A 21,768-nucleotide genomic window follows, 5' to 3' on the forward strand; every position below is an offset into this window, starting at 1 on the left:
ATAAATAAGCGAATTATATCATAACAAACCTGTTTGATTAACAGGTTAAAATACTAAACTCGATTTCAAACAACATTTTCATCACAGATACACTATGCAATGAAAATAGCCATAAATGGCCATTCATCATGATTAACAATTGTTTTTTCCTGTGAATTAGGGCTAAATTGTACAACAAACGCATGGTTTCCCTGACACTTATGACTTCTTCCTCCTCAATACGGTTACCCTTGGCCGGCATTAATTTTTTTCTGGCGGATGTGCGCGATGGCCTCGGACCTTTCCTGGCCATTTATCTGATCGCAAGTCAAGGTTGGGACAGCGGAAAAATCGGTGTGATTATGACCATAGCCGGAGTGACAACCTTGCTGTTGCAAACCCCGGCAGGGGTTATTATTGACAATACCCGCTTTAAACGCGGTATTTTTATTATCTGCAGCCTGGCGATCGCTGTAGCCGTTCTGGCCATACAATATTATCCCGGGTTTTATGTCGTAGCCATTAGCAAGGGCATGATTGGAGCCGCCGCGGCTTTTTTCCCGCCGGCTATTGCGGCACTTACTCTAGGTACCGTCGGCCCGGAATATTATGCCGGACAGGTCGGCCGTAACGAAGCGTTTAACCATGCCGGCAATATTTTTGCGGCTCTTATGGCCGCTCTTTTGGGATATTATCTGGGTCTTGAATCGTTGTTCTGGTTCACGGCCATCATGGCCATGGCCGCCGTAGCCAGCGCACTATCATTAAATAAAAATCTCATTGACCACCGCCAGGCGCGTGGATTGCTGACAGACAGCAATGAGGAAACCCCAAGGGCGCTGACCGTATTACTGGAAAATAAAACGTTGCTGCTTTTTGGAATAGCCATCCTGTTATTCCATCTGGCCAACGCCGCCATGCTTATTCTTATCGGTGAGGAAATAGCCGTAGGAAAACAGAGTCAATCGCCGGTTTTGTTCGTATCCGGCAGCATTATCAGTGCTCAGTTCATTATGTTTTTTATGGCTATTCTCGTCAGCAAAAAAGTGGACAAGTGGGGAAGAAAACCGCTTTTTCTCCTGGGTTTTATTGCCTTGCCGATACGGGGTCTTTTATTCACGCTATCCAGTGATCCCTATTATTTACTGGCGGTTCAACTGCTTGATGGAATAGGTGCGGGTCTTTTCGGCGCGCTCTTTCCAATTGTCATCGCCGATCTGACTCGTGGAACAGGTTACTACAACACGGCGCTGGGCGCACTTGGCACCTTGCAGGCTATTGGTGCCGCAGGCAGTACGCTGGTCAGCGGGATTATCGCCGATTTATACGGCTTTGTAGCGGCTTTTTACGTTCTGGCCGGCATCGCATTAGCCGCCCTGTTTTTATTTTACTTTGCGATACCTGAAACACGGCCGAAAAATTTATTGCCATTTACCGATAGCCATGGTTACGAAACCCGATGAATGCCTTAGGATACCCGCCACTGCCCATTGTGATATTGCTCTTTGTCTTCGCAGGAATCAGTATTCGCAAAATCGGCCGCCTGCAATTGCCTATCTGGCTCATCATGACCCTGGCCGCCCTTGCGGTTTTAGTTACCCGACAAATTACTGTTCCCGAAGCTATACGTTCGATTAACGCCGATGTGATATTGTATTTACTTGGTGTTTTCATCATCGGCCAGGCGTTCGAGGAGAGCAATTATCTGGAGCACCTGTTACTTACGATTTTACAAACGTTCACCGGAATAAAATGGCTTCTGGGTCTATTGATATTTTTTTCCGCGATCATATCGATGTTGCTGATGAATGATACAGCGGCCATCATCGCGACACCGGCTTTAATCTTATTGCACCAACGGTTTCGCTTGCCTTTAATCCCGTTGTTACTCACACTGGCTTATACCATCACGGTAAGCAGCATCGCCAGTCCTATCGGCAATCCGCAAAATCTGCTCATCGCCATGAAACTTGATAATCCTTTCGTCCTTTTCCCGCAACATTTGTTAATACCTACACTGCTTGGCCTTGTTATTTTATATTTCTATATCTGGTTTTGCTTTCGCCGGCAATTTCAGCAGCCTGTGCAAGAGGATATCCATAATCTGGACGTCGACGTGGATAGCCGATTGGCACGCCTGGCCAAACTATCTATGACAATTATGTTGCTTCTTATCGGGTATGATATTTTGAACGCCCTGCTGGCGTTTGCAGTAGCTATTCCTTTCAGTGCCATAGCCCTGATTTCCGCCTCCCCCATTGTTTTGCTCAGCCCCAGACGTTTTACGTTAATTCGCCATATTGACTGGCACACCATCGTGTTTTTTATCGCGCTGTTTATTTTCATGGAAAGCGTCTGGCTGTCGGGCTACTTCCAGGCTATTGTGGAACAAAGCCACATCCAGGTCACCTCGAAATCGACAATAGTGTGGCTAAGTCTGTTACTAAGCCAGCTTATTTCAAACGTTCCCCTGGTCGCATTGTATTTGCCCTTGCTTGCTCAAACAACGACACAACACTATTTATTACTGGCCATGGCCAGTACCATTGCCGGTAACCTGTTAATACTTGGCGCCGCCAGCAATATCATTATTATTCAGAACGCTGAAAAAAGAGGCGTGAAAGCGTTTGGTTTCTGGCAGTTTCTGATATACGGTATCCCCGTAACATTACTACAAATAATGGTTTATTTCCTGTTTTTAACCAGTTGGTAAGCCTGGCATGCAATGAAAGACCGTAGCCCGCAAGGAGGCCTGCGGCCGTATTGCGGGATCCACGTCCAAACGAAATATCAGCAAGTCCGAATTTTATATGGAAAAGACAATAATAATTGGGTTATTATCTTTAAGTCAGGCAATTTTAATCTCTATTTTAATTCAAACAATTAACCCATGCCTGTTTGATTAAAGTTCCTGCTTTGGATGGATCCTTATTAACTAAAGGATTATTAACACCTATGTTAAAAAACCTGATTGTCTTATCCTGCCTGCTGCTTAGTGCCTGTATGGTAGGTCCGAATTACAAGGATCCCAAATTTTCCGTTGCTGATCATTGGCAGCAAGCCTCGCTTCACAAAAACGCCCCCGTACGTGAAGGCCCGCTTAAAACCGCGAACTGGTGGAACGTATTTTACGACCCCACCCTGACCTCCTTGATTAATCAGGGTTACCACAACAATCTGACCCTGCAAATTGCCGGTGTTCGTGTGTTGCAAACTCGCGCGCAACTAGCCGAGGTAGTGGGCGATCTTTATCCGCAACAGCAGGCCGCACTCGGGAATTACACCTATAACCGTATTGGTGGAAGCTCGCTGCAAGGTATTCTACCGCCAAATTTTTATACGGCTTCACTGGGATTCTCAGCCAGTTGGGAGATTGATTTCTGGGGGAAATACCGCAGAGCGATTCAATCAAACGACGCCAATTTCCTGGCATCCATCGCGGCTTATGATAACGCGCTGGTTTCACTCACCGCCGATATTGCCAAAACCTATATTAACATCCGTACCACCCAGGAACTGATTAAGGTCACCAAAACGAATATCAGCCTGCAAACCATGAGCCTCAGGATTGCCGACTCCCGTTTCAGGGCGGGTCAGACAAGCAAGCTTGACGTTCAACAGGCCCAGACTGAACTGGCTCAGACGCAAGCCTCACTCCCCTCGCTTGTCAGCAGCCTGCAGCGTCAAAAAGACGCTTTGGGTGTGTTACTGGGCATTACACCGAATAAAGTCGATAGCCTGCTGACCAAAAATTACGGTATCCCCAAAGCGCCACGCCGGATAGAGGTGGGTATTCCAAAGGAAACCCTGGCGCAACGCCCGGATATTCATCAGGCACGTCTCGAAGCCATAGCACAATCTGCGGCGATAGGAGCGACAAAAGCGAATCTTTATCCCGCCTTTTCCCTCGCGGGTACGTTTACCTTTGCCTCTAATACTATTGGCAGCTCATCCATCAAGGATATTTTTAACTGGACAAATCGCAACATCACGGCAGGACCATCTTTTAGCTGGCCAATATTGAATTACGGACAGATCACCAATGCCGTACGCGTTCAGGACGCGGCGTTTCAACAGGCGCTTCTGCAATATATGAATCTGGTCTTGCAAGCCCAGCAAGAGGTACAAGACAGCATTACGCAATATGTGGAGGCTAAAAAAACCGTATATTCGCTGACAGTAGCCGATAATTCAGCAATACAATCCACCAGGCTGGCTTTGATACGTTATAAGGAAGGCGAATCCATTTACACCACCGTTCTGGATGCGGAACGGCAACAACTGCAAATACAACGATCATTAACGAATGCCAAAGGGGATGTTTCACAAGCGTTAGTGGCACTTTACCGTGCATTAGGAGGCGGCTGGCAAATACGCAGGGGCCATGACATCGTGCCCGGGCATATCAAGGAAGAGATGGCTGCGCGTACCAACTGGGGTACTTTGCTGAAGCAGCAAAATCATCAACCGCCAGCCACTAACAGTCAACGAATAAAACAGCTTTATCTGCCGAACTGGTGATAACTATGAATATTGATGAAAAAAAAATAAAACTGGCTAAAACTACAGGCATGGTGATTATTATTTGCTTGTTGGTTTATATTGCTTTCTTTAAAAAAAGCGCGACTACACCGGCCATACAGCCCCCTTCCGTTGTCGTGATGAAGCCGAAACGTATGGAGATGGTCGAATACATCACCCAAACCGGTAATACCGTGGCCTACAATTCGGTGAATCTGGTTGCCCGAGTTGAGGGCTATCTCAATGAGGTAAATTTTACCGATGGAACGTTCGTCAAAAAAGGGCAATCCTTGTTCGTGATTGAACCGCAACCTTATCTGGACAGCCTGAAAGGGGCTGAGGCAACAGTAGCTGCCCAAAAAGCCAGCCTTGCTTACTCCAAAGCGGAATACGCACGCCAGAAACAAATGTATAAGGAAAACGCGACGTCGTTAAATAGTGTTGAAAAATGGCTGGCTCAAACCGAACAGGCTTCTGCGGAAGTGGACAAGGCCAAAGCCAATGAGAATTCCTCGAAAATTAATTACAGCTATACCCATATCGAAGCCCCGTTTGATGGGCGTATAGGCCGTCATCTGGTTGATCCGGGAAATCTGGTTGGCCATGGTGAGGCAACTAACTTGGCTACTATTGAACAAATCAAACCCATCTATGTCTATTTCAATATCAACGAACTGGATTTACTTAAAATCCGTAAAGCTGCGAGAACCGAAGGCTTAAAACCCAAAGACATCAAGAAGATTCCGGTGCAGGTTGCCATGCAAAATGACTCCGGATTTCCGTATGAGGGACGGCTGGATTTTGTCAATACCGGCCTGAACGCGTCCACTGGGACGATAGAATTCAGAGCGCTCTTGCCCAACAGTGATTACGTATTGCTGCCCGGGCAGTTTGTGCGGGTACGTATCGCCATTTCCCAGCCATCTCCGCAATTAACGGTTCCGGATACCGCCATACAGTACGATCAGATTGGCCCTTATTTATTATTAGTCGACAAAAACAATAGCGTAGTCCTGCAACGGGTGACAACAGGTGCTGTGGAGCAGGGGATGCGCGCTATCGTTAAAGGGTTGAAGGCAACCGATCAGGTTATCGTCAATGGATTGCAAAACGCCGTACCCGGAAACGCTGTTTCTCCCCACTCTAAAAGTGAGGACAAGTAACGATGATTTCCAAATTTTTCATTGAACGACCCGTACTGGCGAATGTCATAGCGCTGTTGCTTGTTTTGCTCGGCCTGATTTTCGTTGCGATTTTACCGGTCGCTCAATATCCGGCCATTGTGCCTCCTACCATTCAGGTTACCACCAATTATCCGGGTGCGGACGCAAAAACATTAATCAAAACCGTCGCCCTTCCCATTGAACAACAGGTCAATGGCGTGGAGAACATGCTGTACATGCAATCAACCAGCACAAACAGCGGTAATTATAATCTGATCGTTACCTTTGCAATCGGGACGGATCTCAATTTCGCGCAGGTGCTGGTACAAAACCGTGTGCAGGCGGCGATGGCGCAATTGCCGGAATCGGTTCAACAACAAGGTGTGGTCGTGCAGCAAAAATCCACCGCTATCCTGCAATTTATTACCCTGACTTCGGAAAACGGTGAATACGACGGTCTGTTTCTGAATAATTACGCGACTATCAACATGCAAGATGAACTGGCACGCCTGCCCGGTATCGGAAATGTGGTGATCTTCGGCTCGGGCAACTACGCCATGCGCGTATGGCTTGATCCTCAAAAAATGAGAACCTATTCGTTAACGCCTCGTGACGTCCTTAACGCGGTCAGCAATCAAAACAAGCAGGTTTCCGCGGGACAGATTGCCTCCCCGCCCGTGGCGGGACAGCAGCCCTATCAATTTACCGTTAATGTGCCCGGTCAGCTTGCCAATCCCGATGAATTTGCCGATATCATCATCAAATCACAGGCGGCACAACCCAATCAAAGCGCCAACGCCAGCACCAGTGCGCAAATCGTACGTATTCGCGACGTTGGACGTGTTGAACTGGGCTCATCCAGCTATAGTCAATTGGCCAAACTCAATAACAAACCAACCGCGGCTATCGGGATTTATCAGCTCCCGGGCGCAAACGCCCTGGAAGTCGCCCAGGAAGTACGTAATACCGTAGCTAAAATGGCTAAAAAATTCCCTCCGGGCTTACAATATTCTATTCCCTTCGATACAACCATCTTCGTCAAGGCATCCGTTGAAGAGGTTTATAAAACCCTGTTTGAAGCAGGCATTCTGGTGTTGCTGGTTATCGTCGTGTTTCTGCAGAATTTTCGTGCGACGCTGGTGCCTGCCACCACCGTACCCGTCACAATTATCGGATCATTCATCGCGATGTACATGCTTGGCTACACCATTAACCTGCTCACCCTGTTCGCACTGGTACTGGCCATTGGAATTGTTGTGGATGACGCTATCGTCATTGTGGAAGGGGTGTCGCATCATATTGAAAAGGGAATGTCGCCGAAAGAATCGTCCATTAAAACCATGCAGGAACTATTCGGACCCATTCTAGGCATCACGCTAGTATTGATGGCCGTTTTTGTCCCGGCAGGATTCATGCCTGGATTGACGGGAGCCATGTATGCGCAATTTGCTCTGGTCATTGCGGCAACCGCCTTTATCAGTGCCATAAACGCCATGACGCTGAAACCGACCCAATGTGCCTTATGGCTAAAACCAATTGATCCTGACAAACCGAAGAACGTGTTTTTCCGGACTTTTGATAACATCTACAATCCCATGGAAGCACGATACGTTCGTTTCATTAATCGACTGGTCAAACGCAGCGGCCACACGTGTTTTATTGGAGTGGTTCTGGTCGCTCTGGCTATTTACGGATTAAGCAGAATACCAACCGGCTTTATTCCCCTTGAAGATCAGGGTTATTTAGTTATGAATGTGGTGCTTCCGGATGGATCTTCCTTGCAACGTACGGAAGCCGTTTTGGATGAACTCAGTACCAAGGTGGCTAAAATTGGCGGTATTGATAATGTCATCGCAATCGATGGGGTTTCATTGCTGGACAATAACGCCAATCTGGCCAATGCCGGGATCTTGTATGTTATGTTCAAGGATTGGAGCGAGCGAGGCAAAAGCGAGGATTTGCTGGCGCTTTACACCAAGCTCAACAAGATAGCCTCCGAAACCCTGAGCGCGAAAGTCATGGTCGTGGTTCCTCCGCCCATCCAGGGGCTGGGGTTATCCGGCGGCTTCCAAATGCAAGTGGAGCTTCAGGACGGTACTTTTGATTATCAAAAACTGCAAAACGCCACCGATCAACTCATCAAGCAATCCGTACAATGGCCCGCGCTGCAAAAACTCATGACTTCGTTTCGAGCGGCAGTACCACAGGTTTTAGCGCCTATCAACCGCACCAAGGCAGAATCGCTCGGTGTCGCGGTTGGAGATGCGTTTGATACCTTACAGACTTACCTTGGCTCTTCCTACGTCAATCTTTTTACCAAATTCGGACAAGTATTTCAGGTCTATGTGCAAGCAGACGCGTCTGCCCGTATGACCGATGAGGATATACGTAATTATTATGTTAAAAATCAATCCGGCGAAATGGTGCCGCTCGGAACCCTCACCGATATCAAACCAGACACAGGGCCTGCAATCATTTCCCTTTATAATCTGTATCCTTCCAGTAGTATCAACGGCATGTCCGGGACAGGATACAGTTCCGGCCAGTCCATTCAAGCCATGGAACAACTGGCCAGCAAAGTGCTTCCTGCCGGTATATCCTACGAGTGGACAAGCACCGCTTACCAGGAAAAAATAGCCGGAAATATGAGCTACTATATTTTCATTTTATCTCTGGTATTGGTATACATGATACTGGCCGGCCAGTATGAAAACTGGGTTACCCCGGCATCCATTCTGCTTAGTGTGCCGCTGGCATTAATCGGTACAGTATCAGTCTTATCCATTCTGGGACTTTCTAACAATATGTATACACAAATCGGTATTTTGCTGTTGATCGCCCTTGCAGCCAAAAACGCGATTCTTATTGTAGAGGTGGCGCGTGAACAAAGGCTATATAACAACAAATCCATTCTGGAAGCTGCCGTCATGGGCGCCCAAACCCGCTTTCGCCCTATTTTAATGACGTCATTTGCGTTTATTATGGGCGTCATGCCCCTGGTATTTGCCTCCGGTGCGGGCGCCAACGGCAGACGCTCCATCGGTATTGCGGTAGCCAGCGGTATGCTCGCCTCTACCTGTCTTGCGGTGGTCTTCGTGCCGGCGTTTTACGTGCTTTTACAACAATGGCAGGAAAGACGGCATGAGAAAAAAAGAAAAAACGATAAAAAATAGCGAAACCATTATGAAATTAACCGGATCATGTCATTGTCAGTCAGTCCGGTTTGAATGCCTAAGCCACACACCCTATCCCTATATGCGTTGCTATTGTTCCATATGTCGTAAAACCGCGGGAGGCGGCGGATACGCCATTAATATCATGGGGGATGCCAGGACATTAAAAGTGCATGGTGAAGAATACATCACCGTCTACAGAGCGCGTCTGTCCCCAGAAGATCCCGAGCCAGGTACGGGACAACGCCATTTCTGCAAGGTTTGCGGCAGTTGTTTATGGGTCTTTGATCCTGAATGGCCACAACTTATCCACCCATTTGCGTCCGCTATAGACACACCATTACCGATACCGCCTGAACAAGTTCATATTATGACCGATTATGCGGCGCCATGGTGTGAAATCCCCAAGGGCGAGCACCATAGTCATCATACCCACTACCCCCCATTGTCCATTGAAGAGTGGCATAAAAAACTGGGATTATGGATATAACAATTCTATTAGCAAGCATTTTCAAGAATCATCCCGGTTGATCGATAAACCCGTAATACGGCCGCAGGCCTCCCTACGGGCTACGGTACTTTTACAAAAAGCACGTAGCCCTTCATGAAGGGGAAGCCGAAATGCGGAATAACGTTATTGATGCCTAACCAAAAAATTTCTTGATCCCGATGATAACAGGATAGGAAATAATAGCTCCGGTATTACTGATGCTTGCCTTCTGAATAGGACGAATGGGTACGGTTTTATCGATTAGATTGTTTCCGAGCAAACCATCACTGGCCATCACACCGACTTTTATAAAAGCGGCGCAGGTTTCCTGAATAGACATCATTAACCCGGTATACACCCCCCCTGACAAGCTCGAACTGGATTTGTAAAAAGTGACACTGGAGCTGCCACCGGCAAAAGAGACCGGTGATCCATTAAGAAAATCATTGGAAACGACCACCTTGGGTCGGTAGCTCACTCCTACTTTGGCGCCGACGAAAGGATAGATCCTGCGGTTAAACGCGGTGAAAGAATTGTCAAAATAATACGAGCTGGATAAATAAGACGAGTAAGATTCGTAAGACGAGTAGGTTTGATCAAAAAAACCTATCGGGGTATTGCGACGGTATCGTTGACTGTCGGCGTAGGTTCCCTCAAATTCAAGCCCCCACTCCAGATTATCCGTATACGCATAGTTAATACCAATGCCATAGAAATAATGAGTGCCGAATAATTTGTCAAAATAATAATCGCTACCAACTCCCAACACTCCGGCAGGATTCACATTACCATTGATATTAGTTCCCGACAAACGCAACACTTTGGAGGGACTGGTAAATCGGGTATCGCTGGCACCACCGTCAATGGACAGGTTCCATTGCCCTTGTCTGAGTGGATGTTGAACAACATCACCTGCCGTACCGGCAAAGGCAAGTGAAACCACCAACGATGAGAGAACACCCCACAGAGTATTTTTTGTTATCAATTTGGTTGACATAAACACACTTCCTTGTAAGAATCAGCAAAGAACCCGGGAATACGATACAGTAATTTTAATATCGCCTACGATACATAAGGCAAATTGCAAATTCAATACCCAGGTTCCGTGAACCTAAAAACAATGAAACTTTCTTATTACATGCAAAGTAGAAAATTTGCTTTTTTTACATGATATTATCTTAAATTTATAAATATACACAAAAAAATTATAAACAGCATTTCAATTGAAGACTTTAACCAATGTATGTTACCAAAGACGATGTTAATTTGATGTATGGCTACCTGACATTTTATAAAACCAAAATGATGGATGATACACAATGGAAACGTGGCAGCCTATTATTACAAAACTGCCTGAAAGACTTGTTTGACCGCTTGAAATCAGGAAAGAATTATAAAAAATCGATGGGATATTTTTACGAAAACACAAGAGAGTCTTTCAAAGATAAAAGCGATCTTCATGACTTTTTTACCATATTGGCAAGTAAAACATCCAATCCGGCCTCACTACTCCATTCATCACGTCGAAACATGGCATTCTCTTTTTACAAGGATATTATTCACATTGAGATTCTCAGGGCATTTTACGACGTTCTGATGACATTAAACCACTCAGAACCATTATCATCCATCGACGTAAACTTAATACATACAAGTGTTTTGAATGATTTAAAAAAGGACGCCGATGTCTCCAGAAAAAAATTATGCTTTTTTGAAAACGGTAGAAACATAATTTCTTCTCCGGTATATCAATTTGCACAATTTGGATTAATTTCTTTAAGTACATTTCTCGCTTTCAACTTGCATCTGTTTTTCAAATACCCTGCTCATGATGATTACGATAATTACCATAGAGACATCAATCTTCTTTTAACGCTATTGGCCGCCATATTTATATTATTATTATTCAACTACCTGAATAAGTCACTAAATAACTCATTATTACTGACCCGCCAAAAAATGAGCGAAATTCAACTTGTTGTTGCCGAATTTGCAGAAAGCAACGATACCATCAGGCATGACGATCTATTACAAGAGTTGCATTTAAAATTGCTCGAACCGGTTTTTGTTCTTAACAAAGAGACCATATTTCAGCGAGTTGAAGATTACGACTCCGATGATGAAAGATTTGCAATTTGACGTCATAGTTGTCAAATAATAGAAGAACTGCTAGTTTTAAAAAATCATTGACGGAAAAATTTCAGAGGCATCCAAATGGACTTGAATATAAAACATGATAAAAAAAATCAGCGATTTTATGTTGCGAAAGATAACAGGGAAAGTGAACTGAAATATAAAAAAACCGATGAAAAAACCCTGGATTATTTTACTACTTTTGTGCCGGAAGAACACCGTGGGCAAGGTGTTGCCGGTCAAATCACCGATTACGCACTGCAATACGCCAGGAAAAATAATTATAAAATCACACCAACCTGCCCTTTTGTAAAAAATTATATTGACGATCATCCCGAGTATCAGGGCCTGGTGGAAAGCCAATCCGGAAAAAAAGAAAACCGCTCTTCTTTAAAAAAATACTGGCCATTATTTTCCCTGATTCTTGTCTCACTCCTGGCGGCGTTCGCGCTGAACTGGCAGGCAGAGGGTGGAATGAACATATGGATGCATTATTTCATGGGTGTTTTTCTTGTCCTATTCAGTACCCTGAAACTATTTCATCCTGTCGATTTTGCAGACGGTTTCGAGATGTACGATATCATTGCAAAACGATCGCGTATTTATGCCTATTGTTACCCATTAATTGAGTTATTTCTGGGACTCGCTTTTCTATCTTTCTTTTTACCGATACTTATTTACATTGTCACGATTGTTATTTTAACTATTGGCTCTGTTGGAGTCATTCAGGCGCTACAAAAGGGACTTGATATAAATTGCCCTTGCATGGGCACGGTTTTAGACGTTCCTCTATCTACGGTAACACTGGCCGAAGACATTGGCATGGCTTTAATGGCGTTTATTCTCTTGATTATGAGTATCGTTTAAATTTAATACGGAGCGAAAACAGGGTGAATATTGCCATACACCAAATAAGAGCTTCCTGTAGCCCGTCATGAAGGCAAAGCCGAAATGCGGGATTAACGTTCACCCGGGTATTCACCTAAACTCCCGGGACAATACTGGATCAAGAAACCCGCAATACGGCCACAGGCCTCCTTGCGGGCTACGCTTTTTATTACATAAACATGTAGCCCGACATGAAGGCGAAGCCGAAATGCGGGATAACGCTAACCCGTGTACTCACCTGAACTCCTGAAACAATATTGGACCATAAAACCCGCAATCCGGCCACAGGCCTCCTTACGGGCTACGGTTTTTTACGTAAATATGTAGCCGTCTTGAAGGCGGAGCCAGAAAGCGGATCATCTAATTGGCGAATATTGTTTTTATTGAAAATCAAGTCCAGTTTTTTGTAATGAAATATTTTCACAAATTCCCTCATTCTATGGCTCAATCCTGCGTAACTGGCAGGAAAAAACACACGTTTCACACCATGGAATTAAACAATGGATACATTCAAACTGCATACCCAATCACCCTGCATTCGGTCTACTTTCACGAGAATTCGTTTTTATATCGGATGTTTTGTAATCCTGACCGGTATGATTCGTGCAACGTACGGCAGCGACCGTTATTTCCTTTGCGGTCCTGATGAGGACGGCTGCTACGACGGTATCTATCAATATTGTGCCTGCATACCCTATGATGATTTAACAGGCGACCAACCTTATTGTCTTGATTTTAACCTTCTAACCTGTACGCCTTTATCCCGGGTACCGGATTGCCCTGCTTCCCTGACGTTCAAAAATCAGGGTGAATGTCTGGGCACCATTTTCCAAAGCGAGCCATTACCGCCCTGCCCACTCACGACACATTCCTTTTGCCTTGAACACCACGTCAGTATTTGCGACTCCAATGGACAACCGGATAGTTGCCGGAAAACCTGAGCGGCACCCACAATCAAACAGGAATATCAGATGAACTGATTTGAATATCTCCCTGCTCCAGATGGGCACCAATAAAGGTGTACTCAGGCACTTCAATCCAGGTTGTTGTGTCTTCAGTCAACGGTTCGGAAGCTATAATAATGCTTTTTCTTCTCTTACCCATTTTCATTTTATAATCATCTTCAATCAACCCATAACGTTCCCCGTAGGTATACCATAACGAATGGTATACCATATGTGGCGATAAATATTCCGTATCAGGATAATGGCCATAATCCAGTACAAACCGGGTAGCGGCGAGAAAACGGCCATTTGAAATAAAAAAATTAAGGGGCGATGAAATCTTGATACCGTTTTTTTTGCGGATCTGTTGTAAAATATCAATCAAAATGAGAACAGCTTCAAAAACATCTTTTATTTCAATAACTTCTTTATTCGGAAGTTGCGAAAGAAAGACCGCATACATCCACTCGCTATCCGTTGTTCCTTTTATCTGGTTTTTAAACCTTGTCTGCATGTATTTAATCAATTCAAAACGAATATCCTCAAAGCCGGCCAAACCGCCATTATGGGCAAACACCACATCAGTGCCATGGTATAAAAAAGGATGTACGTTTTGTTTGGAAACAATATTGGTTTCGCTATACGGTACACCTCTGATATGAGCAATCAAGCAATTTGCCCTGATTTGCGAGGCGATTATTTTCAGGTTGTCGTCATAAAATGGAAGCGTTGGAGTACGATAGATAAACGGAGATCTTGAAGAGTAAAAAATTCGGCCCCAGGCAGCCATGCCAAAACCGGCCAGATTAAGCATCATATGAGGCATCAATTTTGGATTGTAACTTTGGGTAATCAATGAGTTATCCGGTTGGTACAATAACTCATCCGTTAAAATAGGCTGGCCCAGGTAAGATAACACTCTACACATAATTCATTCCTTCACCCCGGATATCACCTTCTCATTCATTAACCTGAGGGTCAGACTGTTTAATTTACTCTGTAGCGATACTACGTAACGACAGAATACATCATGACAACGATACCAAAGTAATGGATTGGTTTTGGCAAGACGCTCCAGATAATCCGGTGAAATTTCCAGCAACGTTGCCGCACCAATGGTTGTGTAATGAAATATTTCCGGTTTGCTCTCAATAAAAGATCCCGGACAAACGAGCGTATTGGGACCATAAACCGTCACCTTGGCACGATTATTTCTGGACTCGACGGAGATCTGAATCGAGCCGTTAATAATAAAATAGCCGCAAGTGCGAGTTAAGCCGTCCCTGATTAAAGTACAATGTTTACGAACTTCAACTACCCGGGCATGCTGGAGAAAATCATGCAACTCCTGTTTTGAAAACAACTGGAAAACCGGCAAGCGATGCAAATAGGAAAATCGCTCAAACAATTGATGATCAGAATCCGGTCTGTGATATTTTTTTTTGCCGGACGGCAATATTTTATTAAAAACGGTTGCCTGCGGCAATTCCATTAACTTCTTAATTTCCTTATACATCATACGGTGCCTCTCCATGACATCCTCTACTATGGCCTGGTTAATGAAATAACCAAGTTGAGGCATAACCGCAAGAAAGGCATTGTAACATGCCCTTTTTAGCAAAAAGCAGATTGTTTTTTTACAGGAAATGATTGAAGCGGTACAAGGCCCGTTTTCAAGCAGACTTACCTCACCGAAGAAATAGCCCGGTGCGACCTGTGCCAATGTCACTCGTCCCTGGCCCAGCGCAATAACCGTAACGTCCGCTTTCCCGCTCAACAATATGTAAAGACCGGGACTTATTTCACCTTGTTTTAAAATAATTTCAGCATCATCAAACGCCACAAACTCTCCCAGCTCCTGGATGATCTTGATTCGTGTCTCGTCAAGATATTTAAAGGGCTGGGTATTTTTTAATACCGCTATTTGTTTTTTATCAATCTCTGACTTCATAACAGGATTTATTTGCTGGCTTACCACTCAGTATAGAAAAGGCTCGTCAAATTGGCCATTCATGCACAGGGAAACCTTTTTTTTGCAACTCAACATAAGTTTGAGTCAAGTGCACCACATCATTGTTATTTTTTTCCAGAAACAGATTTTGCCAATAGCTACCCGTTCTTAACGTTCTGACTCGTGCCTCTAAAATGGATAAATAAAATCCAATCTCACTCTGATTAATATCGAGTTGAGTCAGGCCCTGCCACGCAGCCGGCAGTAACGTATTCAGTAATAATTCTCCTGCATTACAGGTTTTATTATCAACCCAGTTCAGCTTGGCCGCCAGGCCGTGTCGGGCAGCCAGATAAAAATTTCGTCTGGCTGTTTTAAATGCCACCTCCGATTCCAGGGGGACCGCCCGATTGGAAAAAAATTGTATCAAACCGATGTAAAACGCCATATTCGCACACATATCCACTACCGTCGGCCCGGAGGACAACATACGGTTTTCAATACGGAAATGAGGACCTCCACTTTCGTCAAAACCAAGAACTGGCCGGTTCCAACGGTAAATCGTTCCATTATGCAAACGTAAATTCAACATTTGCTCTCTGGATGCGCTATTGATTTCCGGCAACAAGGATTCATGAAACGTCTCATTTTCTATAAACAATTCCAGCATGGATTGTTTAAGATAACCTCGTCCAAAAAATGCTCTCGTGGTCCATTGGTTATTATATTTATTTTTCATTTGAAAAAGTTGTTCCAAAAAGGGAATACGACTTTCCGACCACAGTCTTTGCCCCAGCAGACAAGGAGAGTTACAACATAATGCGACCAATGGCGCCGCGATGATTTGAGCCGTGTTATAACATCTGGCGGATTCCGATAATCCAATCCGTAAATGTATTTGCAATGCAGCGATAGCACCGCCAATAGCCACGGAATGAATGCGTTTGATGAATCGATCCTGCTCACCCTGGATATCAAAACATATAGGATTTCCATCACGCAAATTAACCATACTTTTATCTATGGCATGATAACGCGCCGCCTTGGTCAGGAATTTTTTTGAGAAGCTGGTCGTTTGAGCGGTTGGCAAGGCACCTACGTAAATAAAATTCTTATGCTGCTCCCCGGCATTGGCAATACATTTTCCTATATATTCGTTGAGACTGGCTTCATGCCTTGAAAATACATGACTATCAAGGGGATAACGATCGGAATTGATCTCCAGACATGATTTCGTAATTTCAAAAACCAGATGGTAATCTTTATAATCCCGAATAAACTGCAAATTGGACTGTGACGGAGACATATTTTCATCAAGAAGCCAACCCTCCAACTCTAACCCGACTTCTTTAGTCCGCTCCGACATATTCTTTTCTTTTACCCATTTCTTTAATAAATTGGTCTCATCTCGCAAGACATTATAAAAGGCATGATAATCAGCTTTGCGGAAAATTCGATTAACTATCGCTGTTCCCATAAAATGCCCTGTCAGGTAATCGGGTATTTTATTAATTATAGTTAATTTTGATGAAAATCAATGAGGGCGTTCAAATCAAACCCTGTTCCATATAAAAATGGAATGTATCACCATCCCCACCCTAAAAAACAAGAGATAATGATTTTTAATAACTATATGTCGTTTATCGCGCCTGTCATGGACAGTGACATGGAAAACGTGCCTGATTCCCGGCATTCACGATGTGACGTTTATTGCATCCAGATTAATGATCCGATCAGCCATACGAATACTCTCTTCACGATGCGCAATACTTATCTGGGTGATCTCCAGTGACTTTAATGCTTGATTAATGCGCTTTTCATTATCGACATCCAAATGACTGGTTGCCTCATCCAGAAACAGTAATTTAGGTTTTTTATATAATGCTCGCGCCAGCAATACCCTCTGCTTTTGACCACCAGACAGCGTTGACCCCATTTCACCAACCATCGTATCGTACCCCATGGGTAATTTGAGGATAACGTCATGGATACTGGCCAGTTTTGCGGCTTGATGGATAACCTCCATTGAGACATCCCCTTCATCAAAAAACGAGATGTTATCTCTGATGGAGCCGGTCAGTAATACATCGTCCTGCATGACGGAAGCCGTTAAATTACGGTAATTCAAAATACCAATATCCCTGATGGAGACATTATCCAGATATATATCACCGCTGCTGATGCTCAGTAACCCCATCATGACTTTCAGTAGCGTTGATTTACCGCAACCCGATGGTCCGACAATAACCACCTTTTCGCCGGGATTTATGGTCAGGTTAATATTATTTAAAATGTTTTTTTCATTGTCATTGTACTTGAAAGTAACATTTCTCAGGCTAAGAGTACCAGCTGTCCGCGCCGGTTGACGATAGCAGGAAACGTTATCCAGTACTTCCGGTTCCTGTAACAGGATATCGCTCAAGCGACTCAATTGTATCGAGATTAATTGATAGTCGACCAGATTCTGAATGAAAGACGCCGCTTTATTAACCAGCATCAACCGATAAGACAGGAACGCAATGAGCATCCCTACCGAAAATTCATTTTTCAAGATCAATGATGCACCCGCGCATATCACCAAAACAGGCTCGATATGAAATATCAGTTGATTCACAATATTGTAGAGAAGGTGTATCTGGGAAACCTTGATATCCGCATTCAACGAATGGATATTGCTATTCCTCCATGCGTTAAACCGCATTTTTTCCTTGAGAAAAGATTTGATCGGAATAATGCCCTGCAACGTTTCCAGAAAAACGGATGCGGTTTTCGCATGTTGCGTTATTGAGGATTCGGTTTGTTTTTTCAGGGAATGATACGATAGATATCGAATGGCAAGATATAGAAACAACGCCATCACAACCAACAAAGTCAAAAAACGACTATAGATAATCATAACCACAAGATTAATGACTATCATCAAGCCATCCAGTACGGCATTAACGAAATCCGTACTTATTTTTTTCTGGATCTGATCTATTGCCTGAAACTTGGATTGAATATCTCCTTTATGTCGTTTCTCAAAATACTGTAAAGGCAACGTCAACAAGTGCCTCACAACATTCGCCGAAAATTGTTCGGTTAAGTTATTCGATAAATAAATCACCATATTGCCTCGAATATATTCCGTAAACGCCTGTATCAACACTAAAATAATAAACGCACAGGCAATAATATGCAGATTATTGCTATTACTGGTCCCCACCACATCGTCAGTCACGTATTGCACAAACAATGGATTTAACAAACCCAGTATTTCAATAGAAAGCGATAACAGGATTAGTAACAGAATATATCGGTTGATCCCGACCACTGTTTTTACCAGCGAAAACAAACTCAGTTTGCTGGTATCTTTTATCCTTGCGAAATGCTCTGATTTCTCAACCTCAAGAACGATGCCTGTAAAAGAACTGGACAGTTCGTCCATAGAGCAATATCGGATACCGGTTGCGGGATCGTGGATCACCACGCCATCCCGTTTCATCTTTTTCAAAACAACAAAATGATTCATATCCCAATGCAGGATTGCCGGTGTTTTTATTTGCCCAATCTGCTCAAGAGATACTTTTAATGCCCTTGTTGAAAAGCCGATAGTTTCCAGTAAATTTTTTACAACCAGCAAGGAAATACCACGCTGAGACGGGTTGTTCATTTTTCGCAATGCGTGCAAATCAAGTTTATGCCCCCAGAAATTACTGATCATCGCTACACAGGCATGTCCGCATTCTCCAATTTCATCTTGCAGAATAACAGGTAATTTTGGCGATTTTTTAAATTGAAGGACTGCGTTTGTAAAACTCATTTGAATAACACCCCATAATAACTGTATACAGGGTCAAGAACCCATTGCCATACCTTTCGCTTTGAACCCACTATGACGGCTGACAAGGTCATACCATGTTTCATGGTTTCCCGCTTGCCATAAAGCATCACAGACTGTTTTTTTAATCGGGCGGTAACCTTATAATAAGGTTCACCGATTTTTATCGGTTTTTCTTCCTCCTCATCGGTCATAGCACTTTGACTGATGTCCTCAATCACGGCCCTGTAGGTTCCGAATCGTTCATAGGGATAAGCGTCGTAACGAATAATCACCGGGCTATCCTTGCGTAAAAATCCTGCCTGTCTGGCTGGAACAAATATTTCAGCCACCAGTTTCGACTCGGCGGGTATAATTTTGGCAAGCGGTTTGGCTGTATTGATGTATTGCCCTTCCCGGTACAACACATTCGAGATCACACCATCTATAGGAGACTTAAGGACATAAGATTTACTTTGTTCATTTTTAATCCGATCTATTTCAACGAGATTGCGTCTGTTCTCAAGTTCCGCAATATCTTCCTTTATTCGGTTATATTCCGTAATGGCAACGTATTTTTTTTGTAATAAAGGTTCCAGTGAGTGAGCAAGTTTTTTCTTGTAAACGATTTCCTCTTCTATGGCTGCTTTTCTATTTTGTAATTGTAACGCTATCTCGCGCATGTCACTTTTAAACTCCGTATACGAAGTATTGATCAAAAATAATGGCTCTCCCTTTTTAACCCTGTCTCCCTGGTGGTGATAACTGTTTGTAATAATACCGTTTATCCTGGGATAAACCTGGACGGAAGGTCGACTGGAATTAAGAAATCCCGAGACTATAAATTTCTCGGTAAATTCAGCAAACATAAAAAATACAACGATCATGACAATTAATGCGGCATAACCAATTAATATTGTTTTGTATTTTGGCGGTTCGTTTATGAAAACAGAGCCATACGCCTGATTGCTTCTGCTTTCAATAACTTCTTTTCTAAACAAACTATCCACAACTTACTCATATCAATGAAACGATAATCAGGGCGTGTAGTTTTCTATAAATATCTCAACACGCATAACCAATGTTGCCGACTGAACAACATGACATGGAAAGAGTACCTGGTTTCTTTTATGTAAATTTCTCCCATATAAAAATGGTAAAAAACGACATGAACAGAATCCAATATCTTTTCCTTTTTCAGCCAGTATTACGAACACCATTAAGATAAATATGGTTGTTTATTTTTTCCCGGATTATCTTCTCTGCCTCAAGTTCCAGATCAGTCATCCTGATAATTCTACCATTCGGTTCCCATTGAAAACGGTTTGTTTTTTCCAGAATAAAGCGAACAAAAACATCCAGCATGGGAATCTCGGGAAGCAATTTTTCAATCCATAAAAATTGACCCTGTTGATTAATTTCAAGAAAATGAATGTCATTATCGGGTGTTACTATAAAATCAAAACATCCAAAGACCACGCCGAGTTTTCTCATAAAGACACGTATCGTATGTTCAATAGACTCCGGCAAAATATAAGGTTTTATCGGCAATATTCCAGGACGAATTTGACGCCAGTCCATCTGTCCTTCAGGATGCTTTTGAGAGTCAATTTTTACTGCTACAATATAATCACCAAAACAAGTGACCCGTAACTCATATTTTTTTTGTAATTTTTTTTGAAAAATACCCGGGGTTAGCTGGAGGATCTGATCATCAGGTAAATCGTTTACCGTCACCGGTTTGGTGTAGGATAATCTTAATTGATTATGTTCATACCAGTAATGGGAGCCAAAACCTTTATAAATTACCTCCTCATCTTCATGAGACCCAATGAACCTTTTAATATCCTCGGGTGAATTTGAAATCAAGCTATCCGGTATTTTAAATCCGGTCTTAACAGCCAGTTTTAATTGATATATCTTTGAGGAGGCGTATTTAATACTATCGTAGGGATTAATCCACCATGGGCCTTTGGCCATTTCCAATGGAATGGATTCATAAAATATATGATTTTCCTTTCTAATGAACTCCAAATCATTTTTGTGCGAATTTTCAGAGATGTAGGGCCGTCTTGGTCTTCTCCACCATACGACATCCAATTGCTCCGGTTCTATTTTTTTTGATAAACCATAAATACTATTGGTCGTCCATGAATGATGTGAATTGGAACAATAAACAGAATTGGTTTGCTGTGTGGGAAAATCAGCCAGATACCATAAAAAACAGGAATGATTCTTGCGCTCCAGAGCCAATTTAACAAGCATGGCATGGGTATCATCCGGTTCGGTAGCTATTAAGACATTCATAAAACAAATATTTCCTTATAAAAATGCTATAAAACCCGGATTTACACATGATTTTTTAGATTAAAACTCATGAAAACACTGCAAATAATTATACTCAGAGCCATGTTTTCCCCGTCTTATTCAAAAAAGCATCCTTTTAAATGAGCCAGGGGCAAATCCGGAAATAAGATTCATAACCTAACATTCAAATATTATTTGATATCCAAACGGTTAGTTACAAATCATAATCAATATCCTTGGCCATATGCCCCCCTGTTTTTTCGCCGCTGTAATACCATGTCACGATACGGGACATATTTGCCACGCCTCCGGATACCTCCTGTATATCACTGTCTCTAATTTCTGTTGATAATCCATAGGCCAGGACTCGCTCTTGTTTTTTTTCCATGTTATTTTCCTCTGTAATTCAAGCTGGACTTT

At 43.3% G+C, this 21,768-nt stretch carries 17 protein-coding genes; 9 read left to right on the forward strand and 8 right to left on the reverse strand.

Features of this window, described 5'->3' with window-relative positions; translation table 11 throughout:
* Positions 1-167 precede the first annotated feature (167 nt).
* The 6 genes from CKW05_RS08515 to CKW05_RS08540 all read left to right on the forward strand — a co-directional run bounded on the left by CKW05_RS08515 (position 168) and on the right by CKW05_RS08540 (position 9,326).
* Positions 168-1,442 (forward strand): MFS transporter, encoded by a 1,275-nt coding sequence (locus tag CKW05_RS08515; protein WP_197697338.1) that lies wholly within the window; start codon positions 168-170, stop codon positions 1,440-1,442.
* On the forward strand, positions 1,439-2,692 hold the full coding sequence (locus CKW05_RS08520; RefSeq protein WP_058484241.1) for an SLC13 family permease: 1,254 nt from the start codon (positions 1,439-1,441) through the stop codon (positions 2,690-2,692). The genes CKW05_RS08515 and CKW05_RS08520 overlap by 4 nt, the downstream gene beginning before the upstream one ends.
* Positions 2,693-2,934: 242 nt before the next feature.
* Positions 2,935-4,500, forward strand: a complete 1,566-nt coding sequence (locus tag CKW05_RS08525; RefSeq protein WP_058484240.1) for an efflux transporter outer membrane subunit — start codon at positions 2,935-2,937, stop codon at positions 4,498-4,500.
* A gap of 5 nt (positions 4,501-4,505) precedes the next feature.
* Complete coding sequence (locus CKW05_RS08530) at positions 4,506-5,663, forward strand: efflux RND transporter periplasmic adaptor subunit (protein WP_058484239.1); 1,158 nt, start codon at positions 4,506-4,508, stop codon at positions 5,661-5,663.
* 2 nt (positions 5,664-5,665) lie between these two features.
* Positions 5,666-8,836: an efflux RND transporter permease subunit gene (locus CKW05_RS08535; RefSeq protein ID WP_058484238.1), complete on the forward strand. Its 3,171-nt coding sequence runs from the start codon at positions 5,666-5,668 to the stop codon at positions 8,834-8,836.
* Positions 8,805-9,326, forward strand: a complete 522-nt coding sequence (locus CKW05_RS08540) for a GFA family protein (RefSeq protein ID WP_197697339.1) — start codon at positions 8,805-8,807, stop codon at positions 9,324-9,326. The genes CKW05_RS08535 and CKW05_RS08540 overlap by 32 nt, the downstream gene beginning before the upstream one ends.
* Before the next feature lie 154 nt (positions 9,327-9,480).
* On the opposite strand, the gene CKW05_RS08545 is transcribed toward CKW05_RS08540, so the two are convergent.
* Positions 9,481-10,323, reverse strand: coding sequence for a hypothetical protein (locus CKW05_RS08545; RefSeq protein ID WP_058484237.1), 843 nt, complete (start codon positions 10,321-10,323; stop codon positions 9,481-9,483).
* A gap of 305 nt (positions 10,324-10,628) precedes the next feature.
* Between CKW05_RS08545 and CKW05_RS08550 the strand changes: the two genes are divergently transcribed.
* The 3 genes from CKW05_RS08550 (at position 10,629) to CKW05_RS08560 (ending at position 13,288) form a co-directional block, all read left to right on the forward strand.
* Entirely contained in the window at positions 10,629-11,465 is an 837-nt protein-coding gene (locus CKW05_RS08550; protein ID WP_133141142.1) for a hypothetical protein, read from the forward strand.
* A gap of 75 nt (positions 11,466-11,540) precedes the next feature.
* On the forward strand, positions 11,541-12,326 hold the full coding sequence (locus CKW05_RS08555; protein ID WP_058484235.1) for a GNAT family N-acetyltransferase: 786 nt from the start codon (positions 11,541-11,543) through the stop codon (positions 12,324-12,326).
* A 521-nt stretch (positions 12,327-12,847) separates the two neighbouring features.
* Entirely contained in the window at positions 12,848-13,288 is a 441-nt protein-coding gene (locus CKW05_RS08560; RefSeq protein ID WP_231950420.1) for a hypothetical protein, read from the forward strand.
* Positions 13,289-13,301: 13 nt separating this feature from the next.
* Here the strand turns inward: CKW05_RS08560 and CKW05_RS08565 are convergent, their stop codons facing one another.
* The 7 genes from CKW05_RS08565 to CKW05_RS15320 all read right to left on the reverse strand — a co-directional run bounded on the left by CKW05_RS08565 (position 13,302) and on the right by CKW05_RS15320 (position 21,736).
* The gene (locus CKW05_RS08565) at positions 13,302-14,219 is read right to left on the reverse strand and encodes a class II glutamine amidotransferase (RefSeq protein ID WP_058484234.1); all 918 of its coding nucleotides are present in this window, start codon (positions 14,217-14,219) and stop codon (positions 13,302-13,304) included.
* A gap of 3 nt (positions 14,220-14,222) precedes the next feature.
* Positions 14,223-15,242 (reverse strand): cyclic nucleotide-binding domain-containing protein, encoded by a 1,020-nt coding sequence (locus tag CKW05_RS08570; RefSeq protein WP_058484233.1) that lies wholly within the window; start codon positions 15,240-15,242, stop codon positions 14,223-14,225.
* A gap of 46 nt (positions 15,243-15,288) precedes the next feature.
* The gene (locus tag CKW05_RS08575; RefSeq protein WP_058484232.1) at positions 15,289-16,719 is read right to left on the reverse strand and encodes a hypothetical protein; all 1,431 of its coding nucleotides are present in this window, start codon (positions 16,717-16,719) and stop codon (positions 15,289-15,291) included.
* A 216-nt stretch (positions 16,720-16,935) separates the two neighbouring features.
* Positions 16,936-19,044 (reverse strand): peptidase domain-containing ABC transporter, encoded by a 2,109-nt coding sequence (locus CKW05_RS08580; RefSeq protein WP_058484231.1) that lies wholly within the window; start codon positions 19,042-19,044, stop codon positions 16,936-16,938.
* Positions 19,041-20,051, reverse strand: coding sequence for an HlyD family secretion protein (locus CKW05_RS08585; protein WP_058484230.1), 1,011 nt, complete (start codon positions 20,049-20,051; stop codon positions 19,041-19,043). The genes CKW05_RS08580 and CKW05_RS08585 overlap by 4 nt, the downstream gene beginning before the upstream one ends.
* A gap of 187 nt (positions 20,052-20,238) precedes the next feature.
* Positions 20,239-21,348 (reverse strand): hypothetical protein, encoded by a 1,110-nt coding sequence (locus tag CKW05_RS08590; RefSeq protein WP_058484229.1) that lies wholly within the window; start codon positions 21,346-21,348, stop codon positions 20,239-20,241.
* A gap of 214 nt (positions 21,349-21,562) precedes the next feature.
* Positions 21,563-21,736: a hypothetical protein gene (locus tag CKW05_RS15320; RefSeq protein ID WP_156413340.1), complete on the reverse strand. Its 174-nt coding sequence runs from the start codon at positions 21,734-21,736 to the stop codon at positions 21,563-21,565.
* Between the last annotated feature and the right edge of the window lie 32 nt (positions 21,737-21,768).

Source organism: Legionella spiritensis (assembly GCF_900186965.1).
In the GTDB taxonomy this organism is placed as follows: Bacteria; Pseudomonadota; Gammaproteobacteria; order Legionellales; family Legionellaceae; genus Legionella_C; species Legionella_C spiritensis.

What these genes read in the sequence shown, in the direction of transcription:
- CKW05_RS08550 (WP_133141142.1), top strand. Translation starts at nt 10,629, where the DNA reads ATGATGGATGATACACAATGGAAACGTGGCAGCCTATTATTACAAAAC.
- CKW05_RS08525 (WP_058484240.1), top strand. Translation starts at nt 2,935, where the DNA reads ATGTTAAAAAACCTGATTGTCTTATCCTGCCTGCTGCTTAGTGCCTGT.
- CKW05_RS15320 (WP_156413340.1), bottom strand. Translation starts at nt 21,736, where the DNA reads ATGGAAAAAAAACAAGAGCGAGTCCTGGCCTATGGATTATCAACAGAA.
- CKW05_RS08580 (WP_058484231.1), bottom strand. Translation starts at nt 19,044, where the DNA reads ATGAGTTTTACAAACGCAGTCCTTCAATTTAAAAAATCGCCAAAATTA.
- CKW05_RS08575 (WP_058484232.1), bottom strand. Translation starts at nt 16,719, where the DNA reads ATGGGAACAGCGATAGTTAATCGAATTTTCCGCAAAGCTGATTATCAT.
- CKW05_RS08520 (WP_058484241.1), top strand. Translation starts at nt 1,439, where the DNA reads ATGAATGCCTTAGGATACCCGCCACTGCCCATTGTGATATTGCTCTTT.
- CKW05_RS08540 (WP_197697339.1), top strand. Translation starts at nt 8,805, where the DNA reads ATGAGAAAAAAAGAAAAAACGATAAAAAATAGCGAAACCATTATGAAA.
- CKW05_RS08570 (WP_058484233.1), bottom strand. Translation starts at nt 15,242, where the DNA reads ATGAAGTCAGAGATTGATAAAAAACAAATAGCGGTATTAAAAAATACC.
- CKW05_RS08545 (WP_058484237.1), bottom strand. Translation starts at nt 10,323, where the DNA reads ATGTCAACCAAATTGATAACAAAAAATACTCTGTGGGGTGTTCTCTCA.
- CKW05_RS08565 (WP_058484234.1), bottom strand. Translation starts at nt 14,219, where the DNA reads ATGTGTAGAGTGTTATCTTACCTGGGCCAGCCTATTTTAACGGATGAG.
- CKW05_RS08530 (WP_058484239.1), top strand. Translation starts at nt 4,506, where the DNA reads ATGAATATTGATGAAAAAAAAATAAAACTGGCTAAAACTACAGGCATG.
- CKW05_RS08590 (WP_058484229.1), bottom strand. Translation starts at nt 21,348, where the DNA reads ATGAATGTCTTAATAGCTACCGAACCGGATGATACCCATGCCATGCTT.
- CKW05_RS08535 (WP_058484238.1), top strand. Translation starts at nt 5,666, where the DNA reads ATGATTTCCAAATTTTTCATTGAACGACCCGTACTGGCGAATGTCATA.
- CKW05_RS08560 (WP_231950420.1), top strand. Translation starts at nt 12,848, where the DNA reads ATGGATACATTCAAACTGCATACCCAATCACCCTGCATTCGGTCTACT.
- CKW05_RS08555 (WP_058484235.1), top strand. Translation starts at nt 11,541, where the DNA reads ATGGACTTGAATATAAAACATGATAAAAAAAATCAGCGATTTTATGTT.